Raw genomic sequence first — 16208 nt, 5'->3', positions numbered from 1 at the left:
GGCATGAAGAGCTTCGACGTCGCAGCCGTGGTCTCCGGAGGAGCCTCCGGGCTCGGCGAGGCCACCACCCGAGCACTGGCCGCCCGCGGGGCCGCCGTCACGATCCTGGACCTCCAGGAGGAGAAGGGCGCCGCGCTGGCCGCCGAGCTGGGTGGGCACACCACCTTCCTGCGCACCGACGTCACCGACGAGGCGTCGGTGCAGGCCGGGATCGCCGAGGCGGCCGGCAAGGACCGCCCGCTGCGGGTGGCGATCAACTGCGCCGGCATCGGCTGGGCCCAGCGCACCGTCGGCCGCGACGGGCAGCCGCACGACCTGGGCGCCTTCACCCGCACGGTCATGGTCAACCTGGTCGGCACCTTCAACGTGCTGCGCCTGGCGGCCGCCGCCATGGCGACCACCGAGCCGGACCAGGACGGCGAGCGCGGCGTCGTGGTGAACACGGCCTCGATCGCCGCCTACGACGGCCAGATCGGCCAGGTCGCGTACTCCGCCTCCAAGGGCGGCATCGTGGGCATGACGCTGCCGGCGGCCCGCGACCTCTCCAGCGTCGGCGTGCGGGTCTGCACCATCGCCCCGGGCCTCGTGGACACGCCGCTGCTCGGCGCGCTGCCCGAGGAGGCGCGGCAGGCCCTCGCGGCGGGCATACCCTTCCCCAAGCGGCTCGGACGTCCCGACGACTTCGCCCAGCTGGCGCTCGCCGTCGTCGAGCACGGCTACCTCAACGGCGAGGTCATCCGGATGGACGGCGCGCTGCGCATGGCACCCCGCTGACCACTCCCCGGAGCACCTCCTGAGCACGAGCACCACACCGGGCACCCGGGCCGCCGCCGACTACGCGTCCGCCTGGGTGCCCGGCTGGCCCCTCGACGTGGTGCGCGCGCTGTCCCTGCACCGGCGGGGGGCGGCCGACCCGACGATGCAGGTGGCCGAGGGCGCCCTCTGGCGGACGACGAGCACCCCCGACGGGCCGGCCACCGTCCGGCTCCGTCAGGCGGCCGGGGAGCTGCGGATCGAGGCCTGGGGGCCGGGCGCCGAGCGGGCCGGCACGGCGGTGCCCGGGTGGCTGGGCGCCGACGACCGGCCGGAGGAGTTCCGCCCGGGCGACGCCCACCCGCTGGTGGCCGAGCTGCACCGGACCCATCCGCAGCTGCGGCTCGGGCGCACCGGCCGTGCGTGGGACGCGCTGCTGCCCGCCGTCCTGGAGCAGAAGGTGACGACGGCGGAGGCCTACCGGGTCTTCCGCGAGCTGTGCCGCCTCGCGGGGGAGCCGGCGCCCGGACCCGCGCCCGCGGGCATGCGGGTCGTCCCGCCGGCGAGGCGGGTGCTGGAGGTCACCGACTGGGAGTGGCACCGGTGCGGCCTCGACGGGGCCCGCCGCCGGGCGCTGCGCGCCGTCGCCACCGTGGCCCACCGGCTCGAGCCCGGCGAGGACTGTGACTCCGCGGTGTTGCAGCGGCGGCTGTGCTCGATCCCCGGCATCGGCGTGTGGACCGCGGCCGAGGTCGTGCAGCGGGCGTGCGGCGACCCCGATGCGGTCAGCGTCGGTGACTACCACCTGAAGAACACCGTGGGCTTCGCGCTCACCGGGCGCCGCGACACCGACGACGCCGGGATGCTCGAGCTGCTGGAGCCGTGGCGCGGTCACCGGCAGCGCGTGGTGCGGCTGATCCTCGCCGGGGGCCCGCGCCGGCCCCGCCGCGGCCCCCGCTTCGCCCCGGTCGACAACCGGCGCCGCTGACCGGGGACCCGTCCCCTCAGCGGTCGGTGAGCAGGCCGAGCAGGTAGTCGCCGTAGCCGCTCTTGCCGAGCGGTCCCGCCGCCCGCACGAGCCCGTCGTCGTCCAGCCAGCCGTTGCGCCAGGCGACCTCCTCGATGCAGCCGATCTTCAACCCCTGGCGTTCCTCGACCACGGAGACGAACTCGGTGGCCTGGCGGAGCGAGCCGAACGTGCCGGTGTCGAGCCAGGCGGTGCCCCGGTCCAGGGCGGTGACCGTCAGCCGCCCCTGCCGCAGGTAGTGCTCGTTCACCGCGGTGATCTCGAGTTCGCCGCGGGCGCTGGGGGTGATGCCCCGCGCGACCTCGACGACGTCGCCGGCGTAGAAGTACAGCCCCGGGACCGCGTAGGAGCTCTTCGGCGTGACCGGCTTCTCCTCGATGGAGATGACCCGGCCGTCAGCGCCGAACTCCACGACGCCGTAGTCCTGCGGATTGGCCACGTGGTAGGCGAACACGTGGCCGCCGTCGGGCGCGGGCAGCCGCGAGAGGGCCGTGCCCAGGCCCGCGCCGTAGAAGATGTTGTCGCCCAGGACGAGGGCGGCCGGCTCGCCGTCGAGGAACTCCGCCCCGATCAGGAAGGCCTGTGCCAGCCCCTCGGGCCGCGGCTGCGCGGCGTACTCGATCCGCATCCCCAGCCGGCTGCCGTCGCCGAGAAGGTGCCGGAAGGCGGCGCTGTCGCCGGGGGTGGTGATGACCAGGACCTCGCGGACGCCGGCCATCATCAGCGTGGAGAGCGGGTAGTAGATCATCGGCTTGTCGTAGACCGGCATGAGCTGCTTGCTGACCGCCTGCGTGATGGGGAGCAGACGACTCCCCGTGCCTCCGGCCAGGATGATCCCGCGCATGATCGGCGACCCTACCGAGGCCGACCGCCTCCGGAGGCCGGGCTGCCGAGCCACAGCCTGCCGACGAGTGAGGTACCGCCGGCGGTCGCGACCGGCTCCCAGCGGGTGGCCCAGCCCTCGGCGTGCAGCTGCACGATCGCTGCGCCGACCACCGCACCGGCGTTGAGGGCGCTCGTCGTCGTCACCGCGTCGGGCAGGTGGACGTCGACGGCGCCGTCCCCCTCGCCCCCGTGCCGCAGCACCACCTGGAACTCCGGCAGCGCGGTGCTGGCTACCCGGAACGCGGCGGCCGCCGCCTCGCGCTCGCCGGTCCGGGGCACCAGGTCGGCCGCCGGCACCCGGGAGCCGACCACGTCGCGGGTGCCGTAGGGGAAGAGGTCGTCGGCGGGCAGGCGGACGAGCGGCCGGGTGCCCTCGTCGGCGCCCTCGGCGGGGCGCTGCAGCGGCAGGCCGCGCACGACCGCCACCGGAACGCCGGCCAGCTTGCCCTTGACCAGGTCGGCCGCCGACGCCAGCTCGTCGACCACCGCGACCCGGGTGGTCTCCAGGCGGTTGCCGTGCGCGTCGACCGCCCCGCGGTGGTCGTCGAGGGCGGTGATCCCGGCCGAGCCGACCGCGACGTCGGTGAGGCCCTCCCGCCAGGTGCGCCCGAAGGTGTCGCTGACGACCACGGCGACGTCCACGGCGGCCAGCTCCCGGAGCCGGTCGCGCAGCCGGCGGGCGGAGGCGTCGCCGTCCGCGGGGAGGAGGACGAGGGTGTCGGAGGCGACGTTGGAGGCATCGATGCCGGCGGCGGCGACCACCCAGCCCTGCGGCGTCTGGACGATCTTCAGCGGGCCCCGCCGGGCCACCGTGCGCACCGTCTCGCCGTCGATCGCCCGCTGGCGGGCGGCCTCGCGGTCGGTGCCGGGTTCGATCCGCACCAAGCGGCCCTCGACCTTGGAGACGACCTTGGAGGTGACGACGACGACGTCGCCGTCGGCCAGCCACGGCGCCGCCCCCGCCACGGCCCGGGCCAGGTCGTCGCCGGGGCCGAACTCCGGCAGCCCCGCGACGGGAAGGACCGACAGGCCCCGCGGCTCGTCCCTACGCACAGGCGTCGAGCGCGGCGCGGGCCATGGCGGTGGTGGCCTCGGGGGAGGACATCAGCAGCGGCACCCGCCGCACGTCCACGCCGGGAACGCCGGCCGGGTCGTCCTCGGCCACCAGCCAGGCGTCGAGCAGCCCGCCGTGGGCGCGGGCCCCGTAGTGCCGGCCGACGCCCTCGGCGCTGACCTCGATGCCGAGAACGGGCAGGCACCGATCGGCCATGCCGCGCACCACCGCGCCGCCGACGATCGGGGAGACGCCCACGATCCGGGCGGGGGAGGCGAGCAGCGCCTCGCGGAGGCCCGGTACGCCGAGGATCGTCCCGATGGACACGACCGGGTTCGACGGCGCCAGCAGCACGGCGTCGGCGGCGGCGAACGCCTCGGCGACCCCCGGGGCCGGGCGTGCGGCGTCCACGCCGACCTGGACGAACGCCGACACCTCGAGGGCGGCCCGGTGGCGCACCCACCACTCCTGGAAGTGGATCGCGCGGGGGCGGCCGTCGTCGGGGTCGGTCACGACGACGTGCGTCTCCACCCGATGGTCGCTCATCGGGAGCACGGTCACGCCCGGCTGCCAGCGATCGGCCAGCGCCGCGGTGACCTGGGAGAGCGGGTAGCCCGCGTCGAGCATGCGGGTGCGGATGAGGTGGGTGGCGACGTCGCGGTCGCCGAGGCCGAACCAGGCCGGGTCGGCGCCGTAGGCGGCCAGCTCCTCCTTGACCGTCCAGGACTCCCCGGCCCGCCCCCAGCCGCGCTCCTCGTCGATGCCACCGCCGAGGGTGTAGACGACCGTGTCCAGGTCCGGGCAGACGCGGAGCCCGTGCATGGTGACGTCGTCGCCGGTGTTGACCACGGCGGTGATCTCCGCCTCGGGAGCCGCGGCGCGGACACCGCGCAGGAATCGAGCCCCTCCGGTCCCACCTGCCAGCACGACGATCTGCACGAAACGCATGGTGCCCGATGAGCACTTGTCGACTGTTGGCCGGGCGTGTCGAGGGGTGCCACGAGAGCTGACGAACACCAGGGACGGATGGGGCTGGTGGGGCGTGTCGCTTACACCGCGCGAAGTTGACGGCCGGGCAACGACACGCGTGTAATTCGCGCGGTGTCGACGAGTGCAAGACGGCGCGGGAACCTCCTGCCGGCCGCGCACCGGGACGAGAGCGAGAGGGGACGCACCGTCATGGCTGAGGTGTCGTGGTTGAGCGATTACATGAACGGGTCCGAGCGGTCGGCCGACCGTCTGGGGGCTCCCGCCGGCCACGGCGCGGGTCAGGGCACGGGGCAGCCGTTCGTCGGCTTCCTCGGGTTCGGGCTGGAGCCCGACACGCAGTCGTGGCAGGAGCGCGCGCTCTGCGCCGAGACCGACCCCGAGGCGTTCTTCCCCGAGAAGGGTGGCTCGACCCGCGAGGCGAAGAAGATCTGCACCGGCTGCGAGGTCAAGGCCGAGTGTCTCGAGTACGCGCTGGCCAACGACGAGCGTTTCGGCATCTGGGGCGGTCTGTCCGAGCGCGAGCGCCGTCGGCTGCGCCGTCGAGCCGTCTGAGGAAGGACCCCGGCCTCCTCACCCCTCGCACGCTCGGGCCAGCATCCGGACGGGGTCGCCCGGAACTTCCCGCAGCCGCTGGCCACTCCCGTCGGCGGCTGTGGTTCCGTCGTGGGCATGGTCGCCCGCGTCGCCGTCGGTCGCGCCCGCGTGGTCCCCGAGGTGCGGGCCGCCGAACCCCTGGCGGTGGCGCTCAGGGCCCCGCTGACCGCCCGCGCGCTCTGGCTCACCGCTGTGCTGAACGACGGCGCCGCGCGCCGCACCCTCGCCCGCCCCGCGGCCGTCGTGGTGGACGGTCTGCCCGGCGGCCCGCCGCGGGCCGCCGCCTTCCTCTCGCTCCGCCGCCGGGGGCCGTTCACCGTGGTCTCCCTGCTCGGGCAGGACCGCCCACCGCTGCCGCCCGGCCGCCCCGGAGCCCGGCTGCTGGCCCGGGACGAGGCGGCCGCCGGGCTGCTGGCGAGCGGTGTGCTCGAGCTCCTGGGCTCGCTGCGCGGCCCCTGGACCCTGCACCTGACCGGCCTGCCCCTCGGCGATCCCACGGCGCGTGCCCTGGCCGCCGGTCTGCCGACGGCGCTGCTCGCCAATGCGCGCACCACCCTCCTGGTCGACGCGCTGGACGAACTCGGCCCCGTCGAGCGCGGCAGCGCGCCGGAGCACCTGGAGCGCGCGCTACCCGGGGTGCTGTCCGCCGAGCCCGACCCCCGGGCGCGGGCCTTCCTGCGCGCCACGGCCCGGCTGCACGTGGCCGTCGGCCGGCTCGAGGTCGCCACCGTCACCGACGGCGGGCGATTTCGAGCCGGGCTGCTCACCCTGGTGGACGGGGCGGACCGCTGGCCGTGGTGGGGGTTCGGGGACGGCGGCCTGTCCACCGGCATGGGTGCGCCCGTGGTCACCCTGTCCGTGCCGGCGCGGCGCTGGCCGCGCTGAGACCTCGTCAGCCGGCCGGGCGGATCCGGCTGCGGTCGGTCAGGACGGGTGCGGTGCCGGTGCCGAGCCGGAGCTCCCCGGTGGCCGGGCGGGTGCCGTCCGGCGCGCGACCGCTGACGGGTGAGACGGTGAGCTCGACGTCGTAGACCCGTCCGGTCGGCTCCGGCGGCGAGCCGCCCGGATGGGTGGCGGTGGCCGCGTGCCCGCGGACGGTCAGCCGGTCGCCGTCGCGCTCGATGAGCAGCTGCTCCGGGCCGAGCGTGGCGTGCTCGACCGGGGTGGCGACGCAGCCGGCCGCGACCGGATCGGGCGGGGGCTCGGCGGCGAGGCAGTTGTAGGTGGGCAGCCGGAGCTCCAGCCGCGCCGTGCCGTCGTCGCTGGTGAGCTGCAGCTCCGGATAGGCCGCGGTGATGCCGACCGCGCGGGGCTCGAGCACCAGCCCGGCGACCGCCACATCCGCGACGAGACGGTCGTCGGTCGCGCCGCCGCCCGTGGGGACCGGCTCCGGGCTCCGCGGCTGCGCCGGGGTGGGCTCGTCGCCGGACCGGCTGCCGGCAGCGACGGCGGCCGCGGTGCCCACCAGCGCCAGGGCGGCGACGCAGAGCACGGCCAGCGGGAGGTGGGCGCGGCGGCGTTCCTCGTCGCGCGGCGGGGGGCCCACCGGTGGGGTGGGGGCCAGCGTCGCCCAGCCGGCGGAGGCGGGCGCCTCCGGTCGCATGCCCGGCGGGTGCGCGAGGAAGTCGGCCAGGTCGTCGACCCGCCCGTCGGGCGCGCCGGCCGGCCGGTCGCCGGCCGTGCCGCTCCGGCGGCGGGCGGCCGCCACACCGGCGACCACGGCGCCCACGGCCAGGACGCCGAGGACCACGCCGACGACCAGCCAGGCGGCGGCGGCGGAGGCGTCCATCCGGCCCAGCATCTCAGCCGGGTTCGCAACCCCGGCCGTGCGCGGTCAGCCGGTGGGGTCGATCTCCTCGGGGTCGCGGCCGAGGAGGGTGGCCACCTGGTCGACCACCACGTCGCGCACGAGGTCGGCGAGGTCGTCCCGGTCGTGCGCGCGCAGCTCCAGCGGTCGCCGGTAGACGACGATCCGCGGGGGGACGTCCTGCCCCTGCTCCCGGTGGGCGGGCAGCAGGCGGGCCAGCGGGACGCCGGCGTCGTCGAGCACGTCCGAGTCGAGCACCGCCTCGTCGGGATCGGTGTGCTCGACCCAGGGCACGTCCTCGACGGCGAACTCCACACCGGCCAACTCGCGCTCCCAGCGGCGTTCGAGGTCCTCGACCGCGTCGAGGACCAGGTCGTCGAACTGCTCGGCGCGGCTGCGCGCGAGGGGTACCTGCGCGGGCACCAGGCGACCCCGCAGGCCGCGGCCGTGACGGTCGCGGCGGGAACGGGCGCGGCGGCGGGGAGGGCGGCTCATGACGGGTCGAAGAGTACGGCGGCGAGCGACTCGCCGGGCGCCCGAACGGCTCGCCGGGCTCTCTCCCGGGTCGCGCCGCGCCCGCCCCGAACCCGCGTCCCACCGGTGACGATGCCCACGGGGTCATCGTGCAGGATGGTGCGTCACAGGCGGGTTGCCGGTGTGCCTGCTGTCGCGCACCGCCGGGCGGGTTTACTGTGCCTTGCGTGAGGAACCGGTGGTGAGGCAGTCACGGCGCTGCTCGCGCAGCGGCTGCGCGCAACCGGCAGCGGCGACCCTGACCTACGTCTACGCGGAGTCGACCGCTGTCGTGGGCCCGTTGGCGACGTTCTCCGAGCCGCACAGCTACGACCTGTGCGAGTTCCACGCGGAACGGCTGACCGTCCCGCGCGGCTGGGAGGTCGTCCGGCACGAGATCGACATCGACGACGTCGGCCCGACCGGGGACGACCTGCTCGCACTGGCCGACGCCGTCCGCGAGGCCGCCCGGCCGGAGTCGGTGCGCGACCCGGCCGACGACGGCAGGGGCATCCGCCGCGGGCACCTGCGCGTCCTCCCCGACCTGCCCTGAAAGGACCCCGCTGCCCCCGCCGCTCGCACGCTCGCGGCGGGTCCCTGCAGCGGGGCCGACGCGCACTCCGGCGCCCAGTAGTGTCGCCTCGTGCGTGACCTCTCCTCGCTGATCAAGGCCTACGACGTCCGCGGGGTCGTCCCCGACCAGTGGGACGAGGACGTCGCCCGGGCGATCGGCGCGGCGTTCGCCGAGTTCGTGCTCGCCGACAGCGGCGCGACCGCCGTGGTCACCGCGCACGACATGCGCGAGTCGTCCGTCCCGCTCGCCCGCGCCTTCGCCGAGGGCGCCATCGCCCGGGGCGTCGACGTCGTGGAGGCCGGCCTCGGATCGACCGACCTGCTGTACTTCGCCGCCGGTTCGCTCGGCATGCCCGGCGCGATGTTCACGGCAAGCCACAACCCCGCGCAGTACAACGGCATCAAGATGTGCCGGGCGGGGGCCGCCCCCATCGGTCAGGACTCGGGGCTGGGCACCATCCGCGAGTGGGCCGAGCGGGACGCCTACGAGCGGGTGCCCGACCGCGTCGGCACGGTGAGCGCCCGGGACGTGCTGGCCGAGTACGCCGCCCACCTGCGCTCGCTGGTCGACCTCAGCACGATCCGGTCGCTGAAGGTCGTCGTCGACGCGGGCAACGGCATGGGCGGGCATACGGTGCCCGTGGTCCTGGCCGGCCTGCCGCTGGACGTCGTGCCCATGTACTTCGAGCTCGACGGCTCGTTCCCCAACCACGAGGCCAACCCGCTGGACCCGGCCAACCTGGTCGACCTGCAGCGGGCCGTCGTCGAGCACGGCGCCGACATCGGCCTGGCGTTCGACGGGGACGCCGACCGGGTCTTCGTGGTCGACGAGCGCGGCGAGCCGGTCAGCCCCTCGGCGATCACCGCCCTGGTGGCGGTCCGCGAGCTCGCCAAGGGCCGCGGGACGACGATCATCCACAACCTGATCACCTCCCGCGCCGTTCCGGAGATCGTCCGCGAGCACGGCGGGCAGCCGGTGCGCACCCGCGTCGGGCACTCGTTCATCAAGGCCGAGATGGCGCGTACCGATGCCGTGTTCGGCGGCGAGCACTCGGCGCACTACTACTTCCGCGATTTCTGGCGGGCCGACACGGGCATGCTCGCGGCCATGCACGTCCTCGCCGCCTTGGGCGAGCAGGGGCGGTCGCTGTCGGAGCTGACCGCCGCCTACTCGCGCTACGCCGCCTCCGGCGAGATCAACTCCACCGTGGCCGACGCCGCGGAGCGGACGGCCGCGGTGCGCGGGATCTTCGAGGAGCAGGAGGGCGTCACCGTCGACGAGCTCGACGGGCTGACCGTCGAGCTGCCCGACGGCGCGTGGTTCAACCTGCGGGCCAGCAACACCGAGCCGCTGCTGCGGCTCAACGTCGAGGCGCCGGACGTGGCGCGCATGACCGAGCTGCGCGACCAGGTGCTCCGCACCGTGCGCGCCGAACAGGAGCAGAAGTGACCGCACCGCAGAGCCTTCCCGGCGGCCCGCTGGGCCTGGACCCGGATCTCCTGTCGATCCTCGCCTGCCCCGACACCCACCACACGCCGCTGACCGTCGACGAGGCGGCCGGCGAGCTGGTCTGCGGTACCTGCGACCGGGCCTTCCCCGTCCGCGACGGCATCCCCGTGCTGCTCCTGGACGAGGCACGGCGCCGCTCGTCATGACCTCGCCCGAGTTCGCCGAGGAGGTCCTCGACGACCTCGAGCTGCTGCGCGCGCGGGACCCGCGCGGGCTGCTGCCGGCGGTGGCCGGCGCCGGTGCGCAGGTGCGGGAGACCGCGCGGCTGACCGACGAGGCCGGCCTCGGCCGGGTCACCGAGGGTGGCCGGCCCCGCGGGCTGGTGATCGTGGCCCGGCGGGAGGGCGCCGTCGCCGCGTCGGTGCTGAGCGCCCTGCTGGGGCCCTCCAGCCCGGTCACCGTCGACGTCGTCCCGGGCCCCGCGCTGCCCGTCTGGACCGGCCCGAGCGACATCGCGGTCGTCGTCACGCGCACCGGTGCGGGCGCGTACGCGGTCGCCCCGGCCTACGAGGCCGCCCGCCGGGGGGTCTCCCTGGTGGGCATCGGCGCCGACGACGCACCGCTGCGCGCCGCCTGCTCCACCGCCCGGGCGCCCTACGTCGCACTGCCCCGCACCCGTGTGCGGCACACCGCGCTCTGGTCGCTGCTCACCCCGATGCTGCGGCTGGCCACCGACCTCGGGCTGGTGGCCGAGGGCGTGGCCGACACCGATGCGGTGGCGGCCGCGCTCGACGAGGTGGCCGCGGAGTGCGGGCCGGCCCGCGAGTCGTTCGTCAACCCGGCGAAGACGCTCGCGCTCGAGCTGCTCGACGCCCTGCCCGTGATCGCCGCGGAGGGTCCGCTGGCCGGTGCGGCGGCGACCCGCGTGGCCGACCAGTTGGCCACCCTGGCGGGGCTGCCGGTCACCGGCTTCCGGCTGCCCGACCAGCGGGTCGCGGCGTGCGCCGTCCTCGGCGGGCCACTGGCGCCGCAGGACGGCGCCGACGACTTCTTCCGCGACCGCGCCGACGACGCCGGGCGCCGGCTGCGGCTGCTCACCATCCGGGACAGCGACGCCGGTGCGCACGACGGCGCGGGGGAGCGGGAGCCGCGCTCGGCGGAGGAGGCGATGCAGCAGGTGCTGCGGACCGCCGCCGCCCACAACGTGCCGGTCAGCGGACTGGCCGAGCACGGCGACCCGGAGCGCTACGCGCGCCTGCCGCGGCTGGCGCGGCAGTTCGCCCTCGCCGACTTCAGCGCCGTCTACCTGGCGCTGGCGCTGGACTCCGAGCGGGCGTCCCGTCCGTGAGGGCGCGCGCCGGGCGAGGACGGTCCACCATCATTGCGACAGCACGCCGGTGCTGACCGACCGGAAGGACTTCCCTTGGCGGGTGGACTCGTAGCCCTGCTCGACGACGTGGCCGTGCTGGCGCGTGCGGCCGCCGCCTCGATCGACGACATCGGCGCCGCTGCCGGGCGGGCCAGCATCAAGGCCGCCGGCGTCGTCGTCGACGACACCGCCGTCACGCCGCAGTACGTGCACGGGCTGAACGCCGACCGCGAGCTGCCGATCATCCGGAAGATCGCCCTGGGGTCGCTCCGGAACAAGCTGCTGATCATCCTCCCGGCGATCCTGCTGCTCAGCCAGTTCCTGCCGTTCCTCCTCACCCCGATCCTGATGCTCGGTGGCGCCTACCTCTGCTACGAGGGCGCCGAGAAGATCTGGCACCGGATCAGTGGCCACGCCGAGCCCCACGCATCGGTGGAGGAGGCGCTCCCGGACGAGAAGACCCTCGTCACCGGGGCGGTGCGCACCGACTTCATCCTGTCCGCCGAGATCATGGTCATCAGCCTCAACGAGGTCGCCAGCGAGAGCTTCGTGTCCCGGGCGGTCATCCTGGCGGTGGTCGCGCTCGGGATCACCGTGCTGGTGTACGGCGTCGTCGGCGTCATCGTGAAGATGGACGACGTCGGGCTGAGCCTGTCCCAGCGCGCCGGGAAGGGCGTGGCCGCGTTCGGTCGCGGCCTGGTGAAGGGCATGCCGAAGCTGCTGTCCGCCCTCACCGTCATCGGCACCGCGGCGATGCTGTGGGTCGGCGGGCACATCATCCTGGTGGGCACCGACGAGCTGGGCTGGCACGGCCTGTACGGCGTGGTGCACCACCTGGAGGAGGCCGCGCACGAGGCCTCCGGCGCCCTCGGCGGGGTCGTGGGCTGGCTGGTCAACACGCTGGCCAGCGCGCTGCTCGGCCTCCTGGTCGGGGCGCTGGTCGTGCTGGTGATGAACCTGACGGTGCACCGGAAGAAGGCGGGAGCCGCGGCGCACTGATTGGAGGACCCGGTCCTCATGCCTCGCCCGTTCGGCGCGAGCCTCGGGACGGGGCCGCGTCGGTGGGGGACAGTGGGGGCATGGAGCCGGGGAGGACCGATCGCACCGTGCTGTCACCGGAGCGGCGGCGGGCCGACCGCGCCCGGCTGGCCGACGGCGTCGTCGACGTGCTGGTCATCGGCGGCGGGGTGACCGGCGCCGGGGCCGCGCTGGACGCCGCCAGCCGCGGCCTGTCGGTGGGGCTGCTGGAGGCCCGGGACTGGGCGGCCGGCACCTCCAGCCGGTCGAGCAAGCTCATCCACGGCGGGCTGCGGTACCTGGAGCAGCTGGCCTTCCCGCTGGTGCGCGAGGCGCTCAAGGAGCGGGCCCGGCTGGTCTCCACGATCGCGCCGCACCTGGTGCGGCCGCTGCCCTTCCTCCTGCCGCTGACCGCGCCGGCCTGGCAGCGGGTCTACTACGGGGCGGGTGTCGCGCTCTACGACGTGCTCGGTGCCGCCTTCGCGCGCCACCGGGAGACGGGCGGGCGGGCGATGCCGCGACACCGTCACCTGTCCCGGCGGGCCACGCTGGAGGCGTTCCCGGCGCTGCGCGGTGACGTCGTCCGGGGAGCGATCCGCTACTGGGACGCCCAGGTCGACGACGCCCGGCACACCCTCGCCGTCGTCCGGACGGCGGCGGGCTACGGCGCCCACGTGCTCTCCAGCGCCCGGGTCGTCGGCCTGCTGCGCGACGGTGACGCTGCGGACGCGCCGGTCGTCGGCGTCCGGGTGGCCGACCTGACCGACGGCACCTCGTTCACCGTCCGCGCCCGCAGCGTCATCGCCGCGACCGGGGTGTGGAGCGACGACGTGGGCGAGATGCTCGGCGCATCGGCGCCGAGCCTGAAGGTCCGGGCCTCCAAGGGGGTGCACCTGGTGGTGCCCCGCGCGGCGATCGACGGCGGCGAGATCGGGCCCCACGGGCTGATCCTGCGCACGCCCACCAGCGTGCTGTTCGTGATCCCGTGGCACGACGACTGGATCGTCGGCACCACCGACACGCCCTGGCGGCTCGACCGCGACCACCCGGCCGCGAGCAGCGCCGACATCGACTACCTGCTCGACCAGGTCAACCGGGTGCTGACCCGTCCGCTCGCGGCCGACGACGTCGTCGGGGTGTACGCCGGCCTGCGGCCCCTGCTGGCGGGCGAGTCCGACGACACCAGCCGGCTCTCCCGCGAGCACGCCGTCGTCACCCCGGTACCCGGCCTGGTGCTCGTGGCCGGCGGGAAGTACACGACGTACCGGGTGATGGCCGCCGACGCCGTCGACGCCGCCGTCGAGCGGCTGCCGGGTGCGCCGCGCTCGCGCACTGCCGAGCTGCCGCTGGTCGGCGCGCGCGGCTGGGCCGGCGTGCGGGACCGCGCGGGCGAGCTGGGCGCCGCGCACGGGGTCCCGGAGGACGCCGTCGCGCGGCTGCTGCAGCGCCACGGCGACCAGGTGACGGCGGTGCTCGACCTGGTGCGGAGCGATCCGGCGCTGGGCCGTCCGCTGGCCGGTTCCCCCGGCCACCTCGCCGCGGAGGTGGTGCACGCGGTGGCGGCCGAGGGGGCGCTGCACCTCGACGACGTGCTCACCCGGCGCACGCGGATCTCCATCGAGACGCCGCACCGCGGGGTCGAGTCGGCTCCGGAGGCGGCGGCCCTGATGGCCGGCGTCCTCGGCTGGGACGAGGAGCGCACCGCCCGGGAGGTCACCCACTACGCGGCCCGGGTCGACGCCGAGCGCGAGTCGCAGCGCATGCCCGACGACCGGACCGCGGACGCGGCCCGCGTCGGGGCGCCGGACGTGCGCGCCGCGGTCTGAGCGCGCCGGCATACGCACCCTCCCCCCGCGGGGTGACGGCGCGTACCCGGCCCCGGGTGGACGACGTAACCTGCCCCTACGATGTGGCAGCTCAGCAACGGCGTGCGGTACTACCCCTGGGGTAGTCGGACCGTCATCCCCGAACTCCTGGGCGAACCCGTGCCCGCCGACCGGCCGCACGCGGAGCTGTGGGTCGGGGCGCACCCGGACGAGCCCAGCACGCTCGCCGACGGCCGTCCGCTGGACAAGGCGATCACCGAGGATCCCGAGGCGCTGCTCGGCGCTGCGGTGCTCGAGCGCTTCGGCCCCCGGCTGCCGTTCCTGATGAAGGTGCTCGCGGCGGACACCCCGCTGTCGCTGCAGGCGCACCCCACGATGGAGCAGGCCCGGGCCGGCTACGCCGCCGAGGAGGCCGCCGGCATCCCGCACGACGACCCGACGCGCACGTTCAAGGACCCGTTCCACAAGCCGGAGCTGCTGCTCGCGCTGACCACGTTCGAGGCCCTCTGCGGGTTCCGGCCGGTGGAGGAGTCGCTGCACTGCCTGGCCAAGCTGCAGGTGCCCGAGCTCAAGCCCACGATCGCCGCCCTGGCACGCGGTGGACTGCGGGCCGCGATCCCGCAGCTGCTTGCGCTGTCGGGCAAGCGGCGCACGCAGCTGGTGGAGGCGGTGGCGACCAAGGCGGCCACCTTCGTCGCCGCGCACGACCCGGAGTTCATCAACACCTACCGCTGGGCGGCCACCCTCGCCGACTCCTACCCGGGCGACCCGGGCGTGGTCATCTCGTTGATGTGCAACCACCTGAAGCTGTCGCCGGGGGAGGCGGTGTTCCTCCCCGCGGGGAACCTGCACGCCTACCTGTCGGGCGCGGGGGTGGAGGTGATGGCCAGCTCGGACAACGTGCTCCGCGGGGGCCTGACGGCCAAGCACGTCGACCTGGCGGCGCTGATCGAGGTGCTGGACTTCAGCGACGGCCGGGTGCCGGTGCTCCACCCGGTGCTGGGCCCCGGCGGCCTGCGCTACCCCGTGCCGGTCACGGACTTCGACCTCACCCGCTGCCAGCTCGACGAGCAGGCGGGCGCGCTGACCACCCGTGGCCCGCAGCTGATCTTCTGCACCGAGGGAGTGGCCGTCCTCGCCTCGGTCGACGGCGAGCTGACCCTGGAGAAGGGCCGCTCCGCGTTCGTCCCGGCCGGGGCGCCGGTCACCGCCCGCGGCCCCGCCGTCCTCTACCGGGCGACGACGAACGTCGGCTGACCTCCCGCCCCCCGGCGTTGCACCGCAGGGCCGGCGACCCACCGGCCTAGCGTCGGGGCGTCCGCAGATCCGGCTGGGAGGGGAGTTCCGTGCAGGTCCGACCCGGATCCCGGCCGCGCCGGCTCGCCGTCGTCCTGGCCGTCGGCCTCGCGGCGGCGCTGAGCGGCGGATGCGACACCGTCGACCTCCCCGGGAGCGGCGACGGGACCGCGGCCACCGGGGGGTCCGGCACCGACGGCACCGCGGCGCTGACCGGCCCGGCGCCGGCCGCGCTGGACGGGCTGGCGGTGAAGGGGCGTGCGCCCCGGACCGGCTACGACCGCGACCGCTTCGGCGCCGGCTGGGTGGACACCGACCGCAACGGATGCGACACCCGCAACGACGTCCTGGCCCGTGACCTCACCGGCGAGACGTTCGTGCCGGGCACGCAGGACTGCGTGGTTCTCAGCGGCACGCTCGCCGATCCGTACTCCGGCCGGACGATCGCCTTCCAGCGCGGCCAGGAGACCAGCGACGACGTGCAGATCGACCACGTCGTCGCGCTGTCCGACGCCTGGCAGAAGGGCGCCCAGCAGTGGGACGCCGCGACGAGGACCGCCTTCGCCAACGACCCACTGAACCTCCTGGCCGTCGACGGTCCGCTGAACATGCAGAAGGGCGACGGCGACGCCGCCACCTGGCTGCCGCCGGCGACCTCGTACCGCTGCGCGTACGTCGCCCGGCAGGTGGCGGTGAAGGCCGGCTACGGGCTCTGGGTGACCCAGGCGGAGCGGAACGCCATGGCCACCGTGCTGGCCACCTGCCCCGACGAGCCGCTGCCTCGGGCGGCCGCGGCCGCCCCGGGACCCGGGCCGGCTGCTGCGGGCGGGGTCTTCTACGCCGACTGCGCCGCCGTCCGCGCCGGGGGAGCCGCCCCGATCCGGGCCGGCGATCCGGGCTGGCGGCCGTCGTTCGACGGCGACGGCGACGGGGTGGGCTGCGAACGCTGAGCCGACGGGTGGGATGCGTGGCAGCCTCGCCCTATCCTGGACGGTGGCACGAGCCCCGCCGAAGCCTCGGCATGCTCGCTCTCCTCGACGACCCCGTAGCGCCC

17 protein-coding genes are annotated in these 16208 nt (G+C 75.6%); 12 read left to right on the top strand and 5 right to left on the bottom strand.

Going from position 1 to position 16208, the window contains the following annotated elements; all coding sequences use genetic code 11:
* Positions 1-3: 3 nt before the first annotated feature.
* Both ABC795_RS14410 and ABC795_RS14405 read left to right on the top strand, forming a co-directional pair.
* Positions 4-774, top strand: coding sequence for an SDR family NAD(P)-dependent oxidoreductase (locus ABC795_RS14410; RefSeq protein ID WP_347057875.1), 771 nt, complete (start codon positions 4-6; stop codon positions 772-774).
* Between the two features lie 76 nt (positions 775-850).
* A complete protein-coding gene (locus ABC795_RS14405; RefSeq protein WP_347057874.1) occupies positions 851-1741 on the top strand; it encodes a DNA-3-methyladenine glycosylase 2 family protein in 891 nt (296 codons plus the stop codon).
* Between the two features lie 16 nt (positions 1742-1757).
* Here the strand turns inward: ABC795_RS14405 and rfbA are convergent, their stop codons facing one another.
* Genes rfbA through cofD form a run of 3 tightly spaced genes read right to left on the bottom strand, consistent with a single transcriptional unit; the run spans position 1758 to position 4667 of the window.
* On the bottom strand, positions 1758-2624 hold the full coding sequence (gene rfbA, locus ABC795_RS14400) for a glucose-1-phosphate thymidylyltransferase RfbA (protein WP_347057873.1): 867 nt from the start codon (positions 2622-2624) through the stop codon (positions 1758-1760).
* Positions 2625-2635: 11 nt separating this feature from the next.
* A complete protein-coding gene (locus ABC795_RS14395; protein ID WP_347057872.1) occupies positions 2636-3718 on the bottom strand; it encodes a coenzyme F420-0:L-glutamate ligase in 1083 nt (360 codons plus the stop codon).
* Positions 3711-4667, bottom strand: coding sequence for a 2-phospho-L-lactate transferase (cofD, locus tag ABC795_RS14390; RefSeq protein ID WP_347057871.1), 957 nt, complete (start codon positions 4665-4667; stop codon positions 3711-3713). Before cofD ends, ABC795_RS14395 begins: the two co-directional genes overlap by 8 nt.
* Before the next feature lie 363 nt (positions 4668-5030).
* Here cofD and ABC795_RS14385 point away from each other — a divergent pair, with 363 nt between their 5' ends.
* Both ABC795_RS14385 and ABC795_RS14380 read left to right on the top strand, forming a co-directional pair.
* Positions 5031-5261 carry a WhiB family transcriptional regulator gene (locus tag ABC795_RS14385; protein ID WP_170852167.1) on the top strand — a complete coding sequence of 77 codons (231 nt, stop codon included), beginning with the start codon at positions 5031-5033 and terminating at the stop codon, positions 5259-5261.
* Positions 5262-5378: 117 nt separating this feature from the next.
* The gene (locus ABC795_RS14380) at positions 5379-6188 is read left to right on the top strand and encodes a hypothetical protein (protein ID WP_347057870.1); all 810 of its coding nucleotides are present in this window, start codon (positions 5379-5381) and stop codon (positions 6186-6188) included.
* 7 nt (positions 6189-6195) lie between these two features.
* Here the strand turns inward: ABC795_RS14380 and ABC795_RS14375 are convergent, their stop codons facing one another.
* Positions 6196-7092: a hypothetical protein gene (locus ABC795_RS14375; RefSeq protein WP_347057869.1), complete on the bottom strand. Its 897-nt coding sequence runs from the start codon at positions 7090-7092 to the stop codon at positions 6196-6198.
* A gap of 45 nt (positions 7093-7137) precedes the next feature.
* Positions 7138-7605 (bottom strand): metallopeptidase family protein, encoded by a 468-nt coding sequence (locus ABC795_RS14370; RefSeq protein ID WP_347057868.1) that lies wholly within the window; start codon positions 7603-7605, stop codon positions 7138-7140.
* Between the two features lie 220 nt (positions 7606-7825).
* Between ABC795_RS14370 and ABC795_RS14365 the strand changes: the two genes are divergently transcribed.
* From ABC795_RS14365 to ABC795_RS14330, 8 genes are all read left to right on the top strand, one after another.
* Positions 7826-8176 (top strand): DUF3499 domain-containing protein, encoded by a 351-nt coding sequence (locus tag ABC795_RS14365; RefSeq protein WP_347057867.1) that lies wholly within the window; start codon positions 7826-7828, stop codon positions 8174-8176.
* A gap of 90 nt (positions 8177-8266) precedes the next feature.
* The gene (locus ABC795_RS14360) at positions 8267-9646 is read left to right on the top strand and encodes a phosphomannomutase/phosphoglucomutase (protein WP_347057866.1); all 1380 of its coding nucleotides are present in this window, start codon (positions 8267-8269) and stop codon (positions 9644-9646) included.
* 29 nt (positions 9647-9675) lie between these two features.
* The gene (locus ABC795_RS14355) at positions 9676-9852 is read left to right on the top strand and encodes a Trm112 family protein (RefSeq protein WP_347060728.1); all 177 of its coding nucleotides are present in this window, start codon (positions 9676-9678) and stop codon (positions 9850-9852) included.
* On the top strand, positions 9849-10994 hold the full coding sequence (locus ABC795_RS14350; RefSeq protein WP_347057865.1) for an SIS domain-containing protein: 1146 nt from the start codon (positions 9849-9851) through the stop codon (positions 10992-10994). Before ABC795_RS14355 ends, ABC795_RS14350 begins: the two co-directional genes overlap by 4 nt.
* A 75-nt stretch (positions 10995-11069) precedes the next feature.
* Positions 11070-12014, top strand: a complete 945-nt coding sequence (locus tag ABC795_RS14345) for a DUF808 domain-containing protein (RefSeq protein WP_347057864.1) — start codon at positions 11070-11072, stop codon at positions 12012-12014.
* An 80-nt stretch (positions 12015-12094) separates the two neighbouring features.
* Positions 12095-13858 carry a glycerol-3-phosphate dehydrogenase/oxidase gene (locus ABC795_RS14340; protein WP_347057863.1) on the top strand — a complete coding sequence of 588 codons (1764 nt, stop codon included), beginning with the start codon at positions 12095-12097 and terminating at the stop codon, positions 13856-13858.
* 81 nt (positions 13859-13939) lie between these two features.
* Positions 13940-15115 carry a mannose-6-phosphate isomerase, class I gene (gene manA / locus ABC795_RS14335; protein ID WP_347057862.1) on the top strand — a complete coding sequence of 392 codons (1176 nt, stop codon included), beginning with the start codon at positions 13940-13942 and terminating at the stop codon, positions 15113-15115.
* 89 nt (positions 15116-15204) lie between these two features.
* Entirely contained in the window at positions 15205-16104 is a 900-nt protein-coding gene (locus tag ABC795_RS14330) for a DUF1524 domain-containing protein (protein ID WP_347057861.1), read from the top strand.
* Positions 16105-16208: the final 104 nt, after the last annotated feature.

Origin of the sequence: Blastococcus sp. HT6-30 (assembly GCF_039729015.1) — a bacterium.
Taxonomy (GTDB): Bacteria; Actinomycetota; Actinomycetes; order Mycobacteriales; family Geodermatophilaceae; genus Blastococcus.
The sequence above is the reverse complement of the archived record's forward strand: the minus strand, read 5'-3'. Positions and strand labels throughout refer to the sequence as shown.